Raw genomic sequence first — 13,623 nt, forward strand, 5'->3', positions numbered from 1 at the left:
CACCGGCGGACCTACCGGTACTAATGGATGCCCTAGAATGGGAATGATTCGCCAGCCGTTCACACTGCGTCTTTTACCCCTGGGCACCGCAGAGAAAGGTAACCATGCAATTCGGCATCTTCAGTATCGGGGATTTAACCACTGACCCCAACTCAGGAAAAACTCCCTCTGAGGCCGAGCGCATCCGCAACTTAACGGAGATTGCACTCAAGGCCGAGGAGGTAGGCCTTGATGTCTTTGCCACCGGCGAGCACCACAACCCGCCCTTCGTGCCGTCCTCACCTACCACGCACTTGGCCTATATCGCCGCGCAGACTAAGCGCTTGCAGCTCTCGACTGCAACGACTCTTATTACTACAAATGACCCAGTCAAGATCGCAGAGGACTATGCCTTCCTGCAGCACCTTGCACAAGGACGAGTAGACCTCATGCTGGGCCGCGGAAATACGGGCCCGGTCTATCCGTGGTTTGGCAAGGATATCCAGCAAGGCATTCCCTTGGCTATTGAAAATTATCACCTGCTGCGCAGGCTCTGGCGCGAGCCAGTTGTTAATTGGCAAGGAAAGTTCCGCACAGGCTTGGAAGGGTTTACCGCGACCCCGGCGCCGCTGGATGGAATTCCACCCTTTGTCTGGCACGGCTCAATTCGTTCGCCGCAAATTGCCGAGCAAGCTGCTTATTACGGCGATGGTTTCTTCCATAACAATATCTTTTGGAATAAGGAACACACTGCTCAGATGGTAGATCTCTACCGCCGTCGTTTTGCAAGCTACGGCCACGGCCAAGCGGACCAAGCGATTGTAGGCCTTGGTGGCCAGGTCTTTATCGGCGATACCGAGCAAGAGGCTAAAGATTTCTTCCGCCCCTACTTCGACAATGCCCCGGTCTATGGACACGGCCCCAGCCTCGAAGAATTCACGGCCCAGACCCCATTGACCGTTGGCACCGTGGAGCAAGTAATTGAAAAGACCCTCAGTTTTGCTGACTGGGCCGGGGACTACCAGCGTCAGCTTTTCCTCATCGATCATGCCGGGCTACCGCAAGAAGTAGTCCTCGAGCAGATAGAAATCCTTGGCACCCAAGTAGTCCCCGAGCTGCGACGACGCTTTGAACAACGCCGTCCCAGCCACGTTCCTTCTAACCCGCCGACGCACGCTAGCTTGCTCGCTGAGCCCAATTCTTCTCACCTGCAGGTCAGCCCTGGAAAGGAACACTAGTTATGCGCTCCCTACTCGTTATTTCAGCTGGCTTATCGCAACCGTCTTCCTCTCGCCGGCTGGCAGACATGCTTGCAGAGGCTACCCGCGCCAAAATCTCCGCGCGCGGTGAAGGGACCCAGATCGACGTCATTGAGATTCGCGATTTGGCTTTCGAACTAGCTACTGCCATGACAGATCGGACTGCGTCGACGCCGGAGTTGGCCCGGGCCCAGGAGTGCATTGCTCAGGCCGATGGGCTTATTGCCGTCACCCCTGTATTTCAGGGAAGCTACTCAGGCCTCTTCAAGATGTTCTTTGATACCTTGAAGCCCCATGCACTAGACGATCTTCCCACCATTATCGCAGCTACAGCTGGTTCTTCGCGCCACTCCCTAATTTTGGATTACGCGCTTCGCCCACTGTTTAATCAACTCCACGCAAATATCGTGCCAACGGGAGTTTTTCAGGCTGCGGAAGACTTGGGCACTCCAGAAGGAGAACGCATTGTCACCCGCATTGAGCGCTCTGCCATTCAGTTAGCTGACCAAATGGTTGCCCCCAGGGACAGGGTGTCTGGAATCGCTGGCGAGCTGGAGGGGTTGGGTGGCCACTCTACTGTGCGGCTAGCCAAGGAGAACTTCATCCCCTTGGGAAAGCTCCTGAATGGATACGGCGACTAGGCCACAGGCGCGGTCGGTACTTCGCATAGGCGGCGATTGATAGAAGGTGTGACTTTCGCTACGCTGGGCACAGAAAATTTGCCTCTCCCCTCGCTTCCGGCTTTGCCCCTTGATACGAGAAAAGCCCTAGGAACCAAACACATATCCACCCAGAAAGGTTCGGCACAGCTTAACTATGACAATTAGCGTCACGGACATCTTCTCCATCGGCATCGGCCCGTCCTCTTCGCACACCGTTGGGCCCATGCGCGCGGCTAAGCAATTCCTCGATTCCCTCGAGAAGCACCCGGCGAAGGTGTATACCGAGTTGCGCGGTTCTCTTTCTGCCACTGGCCGCGGGCATGCCTCCGACCGCGCTGTCATCCTCGGTCTCGCTGGCTGGGATCCACTAAGCGTGCCTATCGACGCCGAGCCGCACGCAGGTGGATTTATTCCCAGTGAAGGAACGATTTCTGGCCCCCGCGGCACGGTGGACTATGAGATCGCTTTTGATAACGAACCACTTCCTCAACACCCCAATGGCATGATTTTTAGTGCTTGGGATGAAAGCGGCAACCTCATCGCAGAAAAGGAAGAGTACTTCTCTGTCGGCGGCGGCTTTATTCTCTCTCGCTCCGAGCTTGATGCGGAAGTCGCCGAAAGCAATGAGGTGCCCGCTGGCGTAGCCGCAGCGCAGGTTGATGACACCGTTCCTTATCATTTCACCACGGGCGAAGAATTGCTCAATCTGTGCGAAGCCCATGACAAGGCAATCTGGGAGATCGTGCTAGCCAATGAGGAAGCCTTGCACCGTGACGAAGGCGGCGCCGAATTCGTTTTGCGGCACCTTGATCTGGTCTGGGACATCATGCGGGAGTGCGTGACCGAAGGCATTTCCACCAAAGGCCTGCTACCGGGTGGGTTGCGTGTGCCACGTCGCGCCCCGAAGATGTACGCCCAGTTACTGGAAAATCAGGATGACACCAGCTGTGGATTCTCTGCCATGGAGTGGGTCAATCTCTACGCCCTCGCGGTCAATGAGCAAAACGCGGCCGGTGGCCGCGTCATTACCGCACCTACCAATGGTGCGTGCGGCATCATTCCAGCGGTACTGCATTATGCGCGCGATTTCCGCGCAGACTTCACCCGTTCTACCGCCCGGCGCTACCTATTGACCGCCGGTGCTATCGGCATGATCATCAAAGAAAATGCGTCCATCTCCGGAGCTGAGGTGGGCTGCCAAGGCGAGGTAGGTTCCGCCTCCGCTATGGCCGCTGCGGGTATGGCAGAGCTGCTCGGCGCTACTCCGGCGCAGGTAGAAAATGCCGCGGAGATCGCATTGGAGCATAACTTGGGCCTGACCTGCGACCCAGTTGGCGGATTGGTGCAGATTCCGTGCATCGAACGCAATGCCATCGGTGCGGTTAAATCCATCAATGCCGCACGCATGGCCAAGATGGGCGAAGGCACTCATCATGTGACCTTGGATAATGCAGTGCAAACTATGGCAGAGACCGGCCGCGATATGCTCTCCAAATACAAGGAAACCTCCCTGGGCGGATTGGCTAAGACCATGGGCTTTAGTGTGTCCCAGGTGGAGTGCTAAAACAGACTCCATGCGCGCAGATGCCCTTCACCGCCGCACAGCTATTATTGCCGCGGCGTGTCAGTTATTCCGATCCCACGGCGATAATGTCGCTTTGGATAAGGTAGCCGCACAGGCTGGGGTGAGTGTAGCCACCGTCTATCGCAACTTCCCTAACCGCGCGAGCCTTATCCGCGCTTGCGCAGAATATATGGGCGATGCCTTTGCGAGGTTCCAACAGCGTCTCATCGCTGACTTTGAGGATCCTAAGAATTCCGGCAATGATTATGTCCGCGCTTATGCCACCCATATCCTTACCATGGAGCTTAATACCCTTATCCCTGCCTTCATCCCTCAGGATTTGGATTCTCTGAGCCCCGAGCTAACCGCTCAGCGTGACCTCTTGGAGAGCAATGGGCGCAGGTTTATTGAGCTTGGGCAACAGCACGGCGAGATCGGCCCCGGAGTCACCCACCTCGAGTTCATTGTGGGCCTTCTCAGCTTGGCGCGGCCCCGCGAGGTCGATGTTGAGGCCTACCAGCCGGACCTCCAAGAAATGATTATTGATCTGTACTTGGCGGGTATTAAAAGAGGGCACCGCGCCTAAGCGCGATGCCCACCGGCTACAAAAACCTAAGCCTCGCCGTGCATTTCGCGTGTAAGGACGGAAACTAGGTCAGAGACATTGACGTCGTGCTGCTCGTGCGCGGCTAGGTCCTTGAGCGCAACGGTGCCGTTTTCTAGCTCCTGCTCGCCCAGTACCAGAGCGAAGCGCGCACCTGCGCGGTCCGCACCCTTCATCGCGCCCTTGAGGCCACGGTCTCCAAAAGACATATCCGCGGAAATGCCGGCCTTGCGGAGATCATTGATAAGAGTGGTCATGGTGCGCTTTGCGGAGGCACCCAGCGCCACGCCAAAGACGTCCACGCGAGAATCTACGCCTTCTAGGGTGATGCCCTCGGCTTCAAGAGCCAGCAGGGCGCGGTCGACGCCCAAGCCATAGCCAATGCCGGATAGGTCTTGGCCGCCCAGCTGGGCCATCAGGCCGTCGTAGCGTCCACCGCCACCGATACCGGACTGCGCACCAAGGCCGTCGTGGACGAACTCGAAGCAGGTCTTAGTGTAGTAATCCAGTCCGCGCACCATGCGCGGATTAATCTCATAAGCTACGCCCATATCATCCAACATGCCGGTAACGGTCTCGAAATGCTCGCTGCATTCCGCATTAAGGTGGTCGAGCATCAAGGGGGCATCGACAAGCTGCTCTTGGACTTCCGGACGCTTATCATCCAGCACACGCAGAGGATTGATCTCAGCACGGTGGCGGGTCTCTTCATCCAAATCAAGCTTAAAGAGGAACTCCTGCAGCTTCTCCCGGTAAGCCGGACGGCAATTGCGATCGCCTAAACTGGTGAGCTCGAGGCGGAAGCCGCTAAGCCCCAGCGCACGGAAGGAACGGTCTGCCAAAGCAATGACCTCGGCGTCTAGCGCAGGATCGTCGACACCAATTGCCTCCACACCCACCTGCTGGAGCTGGCGGTAGCGGCCGGCTTGCGGGCGTTCGTAGCGGAAGAACGGACCAAAATAGTTAAGCTTCACGGGCAGTTGGCCACGGTCCAAGTTGTGCTCAATGACAGAGCGCATCACGCCGGCAGTACCCTCTGGGCGCAAGGTAACGGAGCGGTCACCGCGATCGGCGAAGGTGTACATCTCTTTAGATACCACGTCGGTGGACTCGCCTACGCCACGAGCAAAGAGCGCGGTGTCTTCAAAAATGGGCAGCTCAATGTGCTGGAAGCCGGAGAGATGTGCCTGCTCCACCATGGTCTGGCGCACCTTATAGAATGCGGCCGATTGCGGTGGGAAATAGTCTGGGACACCTTTAGGAGCGGACAGGGCTTGAAACTGCTTTTTATTACTCACGGGTATTACAGTACCTCCCTCAATGTAGCGAAGAACGGATTGGTCGCCCTCTCCTTACGCATGGTTGTGGTGGGACCATGGCCGGGCAGAATGTCGAGGTTATCCGCCAAACTCCACACTGGGCCCGCAAGGGACTTCTGCATGGCTTTGGGATCCGAGTGAGGTAGGTCGGTACGACCAATGGCACCGGCAAAGAGCACATCACCAGTTAAGGCAAAGTCCTCAGCAATGATCATGGTGCATCCCGGAGAATGCCCGGGCGCATGCTTCAGGCAGAAGGTATGGCCGAGAAGTTCTAGGGTTTCCCCGTCTTGTAGCTCGCGCACATCGTTGATGGGGACCATATGAGCGGCGTCGAAAAGCTCCTGCGCCTGGGGCGAAACACCTTCGCCGCTGGCGAGCATAAACTTATCAGCGGGGTGGATATAAACAGGGATATCGAGCTTTTCGGCAAGGGATCCGGCGTCGCGGGTGTGGTCAATGTGGCCGTGGGTAAGCACGATAGCCTCATAGTCCAAGTCATGCTCTAGGACTTTTTCCATCGCATCCATGCCGGGATCGACGATAAAGGCGCGACGGCCCTCCGCAATCACATAGGTATTGGTCTGAAAGGGACCGGCAGTAAAACCGAAAATTTCCATACCCACCACCCTAGCTGCCCAGATAATAAAGAGCCGTCCGGCCCCGTCTTCGTAGATGAACCTCGACCAGCAACGCCGTGCGGCCTAGCTCAAAACATCCCACACCTTCTCGTAGTCAAGCTGGGTGACAACACCTGGAACCATTTGTGTGTGCATCACCCGGTGATTTTCATTGGCCACGACCACGGAGCGGGCAAGGAGGCCTTCCAATACGGAATCGCGTACGGTCACGCCGAACTTCTCTCCAAAATCCGATCGAAATGCGGAGGCGGCGATGACATCAGCAATGCCTTCCGCAGCGCAAAAACGCTTGAGGGTAAAAGGCAAGTCACGAGAAACGCAAAGAAGCTTAGTGTTATCTAGCTGCGCAACCTGCTCATGGAAACGGCGCAGTTGCTCCTGGCAGGAAGGGGTTTCGATAGAGGGAAAGATGGAGATAATAAGGCGCGTGCCCGCGAAAGTCTCATTGTTAATCTGAGTCAGGTCCGTACCGATGAGTTCGAATTCGGGCAGCGGGTCTCCCACTGCGGGAAGTTCACCAACGGTGGGTGTTGGCGGGTCGATAAAATCTGGTTCAACCATAGAAACCAGAGTACTTATGACTTGGCTCAATAGCCATTGACTAGCCCGATTTACGTGCCCACGCTTTCTTCGAAGTATGGAACCGCTAAACTCGGTCAGGTTGAATCATGCCACCGAAAATCGCTAGAAAGGTTGACTCCCGGTGCCAAATAATAAAAAGCGCGGCGAAGAGGCGCTGAGCAAGCTCGAGCGCGAGCTAAAATCCCGCGAACGCAAGCAAAAGACACGCCCGCTGGGCGTTGTCTTCGCGTCCCTCGTAGTAATCCTCGCCCTGGTAGGCGGTATTTACTACTTGTCCACCCGCGAAGGCGACGATGAGAAGGTACAGGCTGAGGAGTCCTCCGCAGCTGAGACCTCGCAGCAAACCCCACAGGCACAGCCCATCGCAGATAAGCGTGCAAAGGCTCTGCCGGATACCGTGACCTGTAAGTACGAGGACACCGGTCAAGATTCCAATGGTGCGACTAAGCCGAATGGAAAGGATATTTCCACCAAGGGCACCGTTACCGTTTCCTTTGAGACTTCTCAGGGCACCATTGAGATGGAGATGGATCGTGCCAAGGCGCCGTGTGCCACCAACGCAATTTCTGAGTTGGCAAAGTCTGGCTACTACGACAACACCGTTTGCCACCGTATGACCTCGGGTGGTCTCAACGTCTTGCAGTGTGGCGATCCGACCGGTTCCGGTTCCGGCGGCCCTGGCTTCAGCTTCGCTGATGAGTACCCCACCGACGAGGTGGATGAGAAGGATGCCCAGAACCCCGTTATCTACCCGCGCGGCTCCGTCGCCATGGCAAATAGCGGTCCAGACACCAATGGTTCTCAGTTCTTCCTCAACTATGACGATTCCGAGTTGGCCCCGAACTACACCTACTTCGCCACCATTACCGATGAAGGTATGAAGACGATGGACAAGATTGCCAAGAACGGTGTCGAAGGCGGCCAGCCAGACGGCAAGCCAGCAAAGGAAGTCAAGATCAAGAAGGCAACCGTCAAGGCCTAGGCGCTTTAAAAGCCCTGCTTGGCGACGCCTCCCCTGCCACCACCGCACACCCCCTAACGGGGGCAAGGGTTAAGCCCCGCGCATTCGTCACTTTCACAACGTACGGACGCGCCGGGGCTTTTACTTTCCTTAATTTGACCTGAGCCTGAATATGAGCCCTTAGCTGCAGAAACACTAACCTTCTAAAATTCCCCTAGTTCACACTAGCCACAAGAGTAAACTTGCAGCACACAGCAGACTTTCAGATATTTCAGCGAGTAAACAAAACCTGCCAATACTGTTGCGGAAGCCTGTCAGCCTGTCTAGTATTTGAAACGTCTTTGAACGCACCAAGCTTGTTAGGAATCAAAAATGAAGCTTTTCTCCCGCAAGGCACTCGTTGCCGGCGCAACCGCTCTGTCCATGACCTTCGCTGGCACCACCGTTGCTACCGCTGCCGAGACCACTCCAGCGTCCTCCACCGAGAACAAGGAGTCCGCCGCTGCGACCACCACCAATGGCGCTGAGCCGACCGAGGAGGGTTCCTCCATCAAGGATATGGATCCTAAGGAAATCAAGGCTTGGATCGGCGTTGTTACCTCCGTCATCGGCGCTCTGGGCACCCTGTTCGCCTTCGCAAACAAGTACCTCGACCTGCCTTTCGGCAACAAGTAAGGTCACCGCTTCATAGCGATTCTTAAGCCGCTGCATTCCAAAAGGGAATGCAGCGGCTTTTTCATAGGCTTTTGAGCAATCGGAAGAACTGACCGACGCTTGAGCTTTCCAGGCTTAGGGATGCATCTAGGACTCTTTGGCGTCTTCAATGTACTCGGACCCTACGAGGTCTTTGAAAAGCTCTGGATCGATCGTTTGACCGACTCTGATGACAGAGATATGACCCGTGGGCTCCAGGATTATAATCTGTACGTCCTGCATGCGGCTAATGCCTGCCTTGCGGGCAGCAGAATAGATATCTGACTTAGTAATATGCGCCAGGGTCAAGTTATCCTCAACCATTTTCCCGCGAAATACTAGGAGAACTGGGCGCCGGTCAAGAAAGCGAGTCCACTTCACCACTTTGCGGATAGTACCGAACGCGGCCTCTAGAGCCATCAGAGTAGTCAAGCCGATTACGCCGGCGGCCAGGGTCGGTGGATTACCCACAATGACACGGCCTGCAACCGCGCCGAACATAATGATGATGATGGCATCTGAGGCCGTCATGGAAGTAAGGACCCGGGAGCCAAATATCTTCACTAGGATCATGAAGGATAGATAAATGCCCAAAGTGGCCAATACGACAACGGGGATACGGTGCCATTCAATGCCTAGTTGATAGGTAAGTTCGCGCAGGAAGAGGTCTAGAGTATCCACGGTTGATTAGGTTACCTGGCTGCTGCACGGCATACAGAAAAGGCGGAGCGATACTCCCCCGTTCAGGAAGAACCGCTCCGCCTAGCGCCGTGATGGCTTAGAGGTGGAATTGCTTGCGCAGGTCCTCAATCATCTTGCGCGCTGGGGCAGGAAGAATCTGCGGGTTCATACCCACAACCGCAACACCAGCTACCAGCGCCGCAACAATGGCAAATACTGCGCTGCCCATGGAAGAACCGTTAGAGGACAAGGAGGAACCCTTCGGCTCGGGCTTAGCACCCGGCTCCTGGGAGCCCTCGCCGCTTACCTCGATAGGCAGAGTTGCCTTCGTGCCGGCATCGGTGGTGATTTCGAGGTTTTGCTTGCCGCTGAGGTTTTCTGGAACGGTGAGTTTTACCGTTGCACGTCCGCGCTCGCCAAATTGCGCATCGCCTTCCTGGGCAGCGTTGTCGATGTCGACGGTCTGCTCAGCGTCACCCAACTTCACGGTTGCCTTCTTGGCCATCGGCTCACCCTCGGTGGAGTAATTAAGGCTAGACAGATTGACGGTAATTTCCTTACCCGGCTTCACCTCACCTTCAACGTGGGCACCGATTTGACCTTGTCCGGTGCGGACCTCAGATTCACCCGACTTGATGTAGTCAATCATGGCCTGAGTGTCCATGTAGCCCACATCGTTTTTGTCCTTGATGGAACCAGCGTTGAAATAGCCATCGCCGCCGGCTTCTTCGTCACTAGAAGCAAGGAAGGACGACAGCGCGATGGAATAATCCTTCTTCGGGTCAATCTGTTCGCCGTTGATGGTCACGGACTTTACCCGCTCACCCTTATTGGCCTTCTGGTCGTAGACCACCTGCACATTATTGGAAAGCCCCATGGCCAAGCGCGGACGGCTGCCTTCCTGCCACTGGTTTTCCAAAGCATTGATGAACTCCTCGCCGGAAATCTTTGCGGTAATCACGGAGTTACCAAACGGCTGCACCTCAAAGATGTCCTTGTAGGTAACGTCACCACCCTTCAGGTCAGCACGCACACCACCGGCGTTCATGACACCGATCTCGATATCCTTACCTACCTGCTTGCTCATGGCATAGCGTTGGCCATCTGCGATGAAGTTATTGAGGGTGGATTCTACGCCACGGTTGGAGCCTGCCTCTGCGCCTTCGTCAGAGCCACGGAACAGGTCCTGCTTGACGTTTCCTGCAGTCTTGGAGCCTTCTACCTCGGCTTCCTTTTGTGCCTTTTCCACCACAGCTGCAATGCCAGCGTCCGGCTCGACAGCGGCAGCGTCGGTAGCATCGTACTGTCTGAGTTTGATGTCGGTTACCTTCTTGGCGGACTTGTCAAAGGTAATGTCGACGTCGTTAAGCAACTTGCCATACTCATGCCCCTGCGCCCATTGCAACGGGAGTGCACCATCGCGCGGGACTTCGCCCTTGGTGCGCTGGTGAGTATCGCCGCCGAAAAGCACGTCTACGTCTTTACTGAAGCCCTCGGCATATTCTTGGGCATCCTCGTGGAAAAGGGCGACAACAACGTCCGCTTCGCCGGACTCCTTTAGCCGGGCGGCCTCTTCATTGGTTGCCTTTACCGGGTCCGTGAAGGTAACGCCCGGGATCTTGGCCGCAGATACCTTGTACTTGGTATTTTCCGTCACGGTTCCGACATAGCCCACCTTGACGCCGTCTACGTCTTCAACGTGAGAAGGCTTGAGCAAGGGCTTGCCGTCTTTAAGCACGTTGGCACCCAAGATGGGATACGTGGAGTTCGGCTGAATGCGCTCGGTTAGATCCTCGGTGCCCTTATCAAACTCGTGGTTGCCCACTGCGGATACCTTCATGCCCATCTGATTGAGGGCCTCAAGGGTGTACTTGTCATCAGAAATTGCAGATACAAAGGCAGAGCCGCCTACGTTATCGCCCGAAGAAGTCAGGTTGAATTCCTGACCTTCATTCACCTGCTGGATAAGAGACTGCAAACGGGCCACGCCAATTTCATCGCCGGCCTTTGCTGGGTCACCGATCTTGTCCTCCAAGTGACCGTGAATATCGGTGATATTGGTGACAGAGATGGTGGTCTTGTTTTCTTGTGCTACCGCCTGCGCGCCGGAGAGAGCTACAGCGGATACGGTAGTGGCGGCCACAAGCTGGCCGATGCGGCGAAACTGCATGGAAATACTCCTAGATTGTAGAAAGCAACAGGATAATTTATATCGCTTTACTAACAACTTGGCAGGAGAAACTAAGCTCGCTTGCTGGGGATTTACCTGGCAGAAGCCGAAAATTCATACACTGGTAACCCGCCCGAAGCCTTCGCGTTGCTTGCCCCGCCCCTCCTTGAGGGTAAGGAGAAAGCGCGCTAAGCAGTTACTCGGTAGACGTCGAAGACGCCTTCCGTATTGCGCAAGGTCGTCATCAACGTGCCCAGCTGCTTGGTGTCTGACACCGAGAACGTAAACCTAACCGTCGCAATGTGGTCATCACCCCGGTTGGAGTTCATGGTCAAAACGTTGATGTTCTCATCACTCATAACACGAGTGAGCTCTGAAAGAAGGCCTTGCCTGTCTAGGGCTTCCAATTGCAGCGTCGCAGAGAAAGCACCGGTAGCGGAGGTCCCAGAAGACCAGGCCACCTCTAGCATGCGCTCGGGTTCTGCTTTGAGCTTTTCCGCGTTGGTGCAGTCGGCTCGGTGCACTGATACTCCGCCGCCGCGGGTTACGAAACCAAAGATGGTATCGCCTGGTACAGGCTGGCAGCATTTGGCGAGCTTGGCCATTACATCAGGGCTGCCCTCCACCAAGATGCCGGTGCCCGATGCGGAGTCCTCGGTGTGCTGGGCACGGGAATTTTCAATCTCAGACAGCGGCGTGCGCGAGGCCAAAGTGTCAATTGCATCGTCCTGGTCCCCAAACATGGCAACCAATTGATTGGCAACATGTTGCGCAGATACTTGGCCCGCGCCGATGGCGGTATACAGCGAATCGACATCAGCGTGGTGCAGCTGCTCCGCCACCTGCTTCATGGATCTGGCGGTAAACAGGCGGTGCATCGGCAGGCCGCCTCGCTGGACTTCAGTGGCTAGGGCATCTCGCCCAGCCTCCAAATGTTCTTCGCGGCGCTCTTTGGCAAACCACTGCCGTACCTTAGTCTTAGCGCGTGCAGATACCAGAAAGTCCTGCCAATCACGGGACGGGCCTGCGTTAGGGTCTTTAGAAGTAAAGATCTCAACCTTGTCACCGGATTTTAGCTTCGATTCCAGTGCTACCAGCTTGCCATTGACCTTGGCACCGATACACCTATGCCCCACTTCGGTATGTACTGCATAGGCAAAGTCCACCGGAGTAGAACCTGCTGGCAGATTTACTACGTCACCCTTAGGGGTAAAGGCAAAGATTTGCTTAGCGGTAAGGTCATAGCGCAGGGAATCTAGGAACTCATTAGGGTCAGCTGCTTCCTTCTGCCAGTCCAGAAGTTGGCGCATCCACGCCATCTGGTCCACTTCTTCTTGGTGGCCCGAGTTCTTGCCCTTGGTTTCCTTGTAACGCCAGTGAGCGGCCACGCCAAATTCGGCGTTGTAGTGCATCTCGTGGGTGCGTACCTGGACCTCCAGCGTGGCACCACCATCGCCTAGCACTGTGGTGTGCAGCGATTGATAGACACCAAATCGCGGCGAAGAAATATAGTCCTTAAAGCGCCCGGGCAGAGCTTGGTAGATCGAGTGAACCACGCCAATTGCGGCATAACAGCTATTGACATCCTCTACTAGGATGCGGATACCCACTAGGTCAAAAATCTCTGCAAAGTCGCGGCCACGTACGATCATCTTTTGGTAGATGGACCAGTAGTGCTTTGGCCGGCCCATAACCTCAGCTTCAATGCCGTTTTCCTTCAATGCCGCACTAACTTGGCTAATGATCTCTTTGAGCGCGCGGTCACGCGAGGGGGCGCGGTCTGCCACCATGCGCACAATCTCGTCGTACTTTTTGGGGTACAGGATGGCAAAGGATAGGTCCTCCAGCTCCCACTTCACACTGGCCATGCCTAAGCGGTGAGCTAATGGAGCGATAACCTCGAGGGTTTGGCGCGCCTTTTTGGCCTGCTTTTCGGGCGGGAGGAACCGCATCGTACGCATATTGTGCAGGCGGTCGCTTACCTTAATGACCAAGACGCGCGGGTCAGTGGCCATGGCTACGATCATCTTGCGGATGGTTTCCGCCTCTGCGGCCGAGCCCAGCGCCACCTTATCCAACTTCGTCACACCGTCAACCAGCCGGGCCACCTCGGGGCCGAAATCCCTGGTGAGGTCGTCTAAGGAGTAGTCCGTATCCTCCACCGTATCGTGCAAGAGCGCTGCCACGATGGTGGTGGTGTCCATACCAATTTCCGCAGCGATCGTAGCAACGGCAAGTGGGTGGGTGATATAAGGTTCTCCAGATTTGCGGAAAACCCCTTCATGCAGACGCTCGGCGGTGTTATAAGCACGATTGAGCAGGTCTGAGTCGGCCTTAGGGTGAAACTTGCGGTGGATGGACATCAGCGGGTCCAGCACCGGATTCACCCTGACTCGGCCGCCTGTGAGCGAACGGGCAAGGCGAGCCGACATGCTACGCATACCGCCGCCGGTCTGGCGCTTTACGGGTTTATCCATGGCCATTTCTACCGCCCTTCACAGTGCCACG

12 protein-coding genes are annotated in these 13,623 nt (G+C 55.9%); 6 read left to right on the plus strand and 6 right to left on the minus strand.

The genetic code is table 11. The annotated features are described in order from the left end of the window. Window positions 1-104: 104 nt before the first annotated feature. The 4 genes from MHK05_RS00350 to MHK05_RS00365 all read left to right on the plus strand — a co-directional run bounded on the left by MHK05_RS00350 (window position 105) and on the right by MHK05_RS00365 (window position 4,050). Window positions 105-1,217 (plus strand): LLM class flavin-dependent oxidoreductase, encoded by a 1,113-nt coding sequence (locus MHK05_RS00350; RefSeq protein ID WP_239204071.1) that lies wholly within the window; start codon window positions 105-107, stop codon window positions 1,215-1,217. A gap of 2 nt (window positions 1,218-1,219) precedes the next feature. Next, window positions 1,220-1,879, plus strand: a complete 660-nt coding sequence (locus MHK05_RS00355) for an FMN reductase (protein WP_239204073.1) — start codon at window positions 1,220-1,222, stop codon at window positions 1,877-1,879. A gap of 175 nt (window positions 1,880-2,054) precedes the next feature. Continuing rightward, on the plus strand, window positions 2,055-3,464 hold the full coding sequence (locus MHK05_RS00360; RefSeq protein ID WP_239204075.1) for an L-serine ammonia-lyase: 1,410 nt from the start codon (window positions 2,055-2,057) through the stop codon (window positions 3,462-3,464). Window positions 3,465-3,474: 10 nt separating this feature from the next. After that, a complete protein-coding gene (locus tag MHK05_RS00365) occupies window positions 3,475-4,050 on the plus strand; it encodes a TetR/AcrR family transcriptional regulator (protein ID WP_239204077.1) in 576 nt (191 codons plus the stop codon). A gap of 26 nt (window positions 4,051-4,076) precedes the next feature. Here the strand turns inward: MHK05_RS00365 and hisS are convergent, their stop codons facing one another. The 3 genes from hisS to tpx all read right to left on the minus strand — a co-directional run bounded on the left by hisS (window position 4,077) and on the right by tpx (window position 6,589). After that, a complete protein-coding gene (hisS, locus tag MHK05_RS00370; RefSeq protein WP_239204079.1) occupies window positions 4,077-5,366 on the minus strand; it encodes a histidine--tRNA ligase in 1,290 nt (429 codons plus the stop codon). Between the two features lie 5 nt (window positions 5,367-5,371). Next, entirely contained in the window at window positions 5,372-6,007 is a 636-nt protein-coding gene (locus MHK05_RS00375) for an MBL fold metallo-hydrolase (RefSeq protein ID WP_239204081.1), read from the minus strand. Between the two features lie 84 nt (window positions 6,008-6,091). Then, window positions 6,092-6,589, minus strand: coding sequence for a thiol peroxidase (tpx, locus tag MHK05_RS00380; protein WP_239204083.1), 498 nt, complete (start codon window positions 6,587-6,589; stop codon window positions 6,092-6,094). Window positions 6,590-6,731: 142 nt separating this feature from the next. Here tpx and MHK05_RS00385 point away from each other — a divergent pair, with 142 nt between their 5' ends. Both MHK05_RS00385 and MHK05_RS00390 read left to right on the plus strand, forming a co-directional pair. Continuing rightward, on the plus strand, window positions 6,732-7,592 hold the full coding sequence (locus MHK05_RS00385) for a peptidylprolyl isomerase (RefSeq protein WP_239204085.1): 861 nt from the start codon (window positions 6,732-6,734) through the stop codon (window positions 7,590-7,592). A gap of 351 nt (window positions 7,593-7,943) precedes the next feature. Continuing rightward, on the plus strand, window positions 7,944-8,246 hold the full coding sequence (locus MHK05_RS00390) for a hypothetical protein (protein WP_200287419.1): 303 nt from the start codon (window positions 7,944-7,946) through the stop codon (window positions 8,244-8,246). 126 nt (window positions 8,247-8,372) lie between these two features. Here the strand turns inward: MHK05_RS00390 and MHK05_RS00395 are convergent, their stop codons facing one another. From MHK05_RS00395 to MHK05_RS00405, 3 genes are all read right to left on the minus strand, one after another. Further along, complete coding sequence (locus tag MHK05_RS00395; RefSeq protein WP_239204087.1) at window positions 8,373-8,945, minus strand: DUF421 domain-containing protein; 573 nt, start codon at window positions 8,943-8,945, stop codon at window positions 8,373-8,375. 97 nt (window positions 8,946-9,042) lie between these two features. Next, a complete protein-coding gene (locus tag MHK05_RS00400) occupies window positions 9,043-11,115 on the minus strand; it encodes a bifunctional metallophosphatase/5'-nucleotidase (protein WP_239204089.1) in 2,073 nt (690 codons plus the stop codon). A 188-nt stretch (window positions 11,116-11,303) separates the two neighbouring features. Further along, window positions 11,304-13,592: a RelA/SpoT family protein gene (locus tag MHK05_RS00405; protein WP_156900699.1), complete on the minus strand. Its 2,289-nt coding sequence runs from the start codon at window positions 13,590-13,592 to the stop codon at window positions 11,304-11,306. Window positions 13,593-13,623: the final 31 nt, after the last annotated feature.

The sequence above is a fragment of the Corynebacterium nasorum genome (genome assembly GCF_022347325.1).
In the GTDB taxonomy this organism is placed as follows: Bacteria; Actinomycetota; Actinomycetes; order Mycobacteriales; family Mycobacteriaceae; genus Corynebacterium; species Corynebacterium kefirresidentii.

What these genes read in the sequence shown, in the direction of transcription:
- MHK05_RS00350 (WP_239204071.1), top strand. Translation starts at nt 105, where the DNA reads ATGCAATTCGGCATCTTCAGTATCGGGGATTTAACCACTGACCCCAAC.
- MHK05_RS00355 (WP_239204073.1), top strand. Translation starts at nt 1,220, where the DNA reads ATGCGCTCCCTACTCGTTATTTCAGCTGGCTTATCGCAACCGTCTTCC.
- MHK05_RS00360 (WP_239204075.1), top strand. Translation starts at nt 2,055, where the DNA reads ATGACAATTAGCGTCACGGACATCTTCTCCATCGGCATCGGCCCGTCC.
- MHK05_RS00365 (WP_239204077.1), top strand. Translation starts at nt 3,475, where the DNA reads ATGCGCGCAGATGCCCTTCACCGCCGCACAGCTATTATTGCCGCGGCG.
- MHK05_RS00375 (WP_239204081.1), bottom strand. Translation starts at nt 6,007, where the DNA reads ATGGAAATTTTCGGTTTTACTGCCGGTCCCTTTCAGACCAATACCTAT.
- tpx (WP_239204083.1), bottom strand. Translation starts at nt 6,589, where the DNA reads ATGGTTGAACCAGATTTTATCGACCCGCCAACACCCACCGTTGGTGAA.
- MHK05_RS00390 (WP_200287419.1), top strand. Translation starts at nt 7,944, where the DNA reads ATGAAGCTTTTCTCCCGCAAGGCACTCGTTGCCGGCGCAACCGCTCTG.
- MHK05_RS00400 (WP_239204089.1), bottom strand. Translation starts at nt 11,115, where the DNA reads ATGCAGTTTCGCCGCATCGGCCAGCTTGTGGCCGCCACTACCGTATCC.
- MHK05_RS00405 (WP_156900699.1), bottom strand. Translation starts at nt 13,592, where the DNA reads ATGGATAAACCCGTAAAGCGCCAGACCGGCGGCGGTATGCGTAGCATG.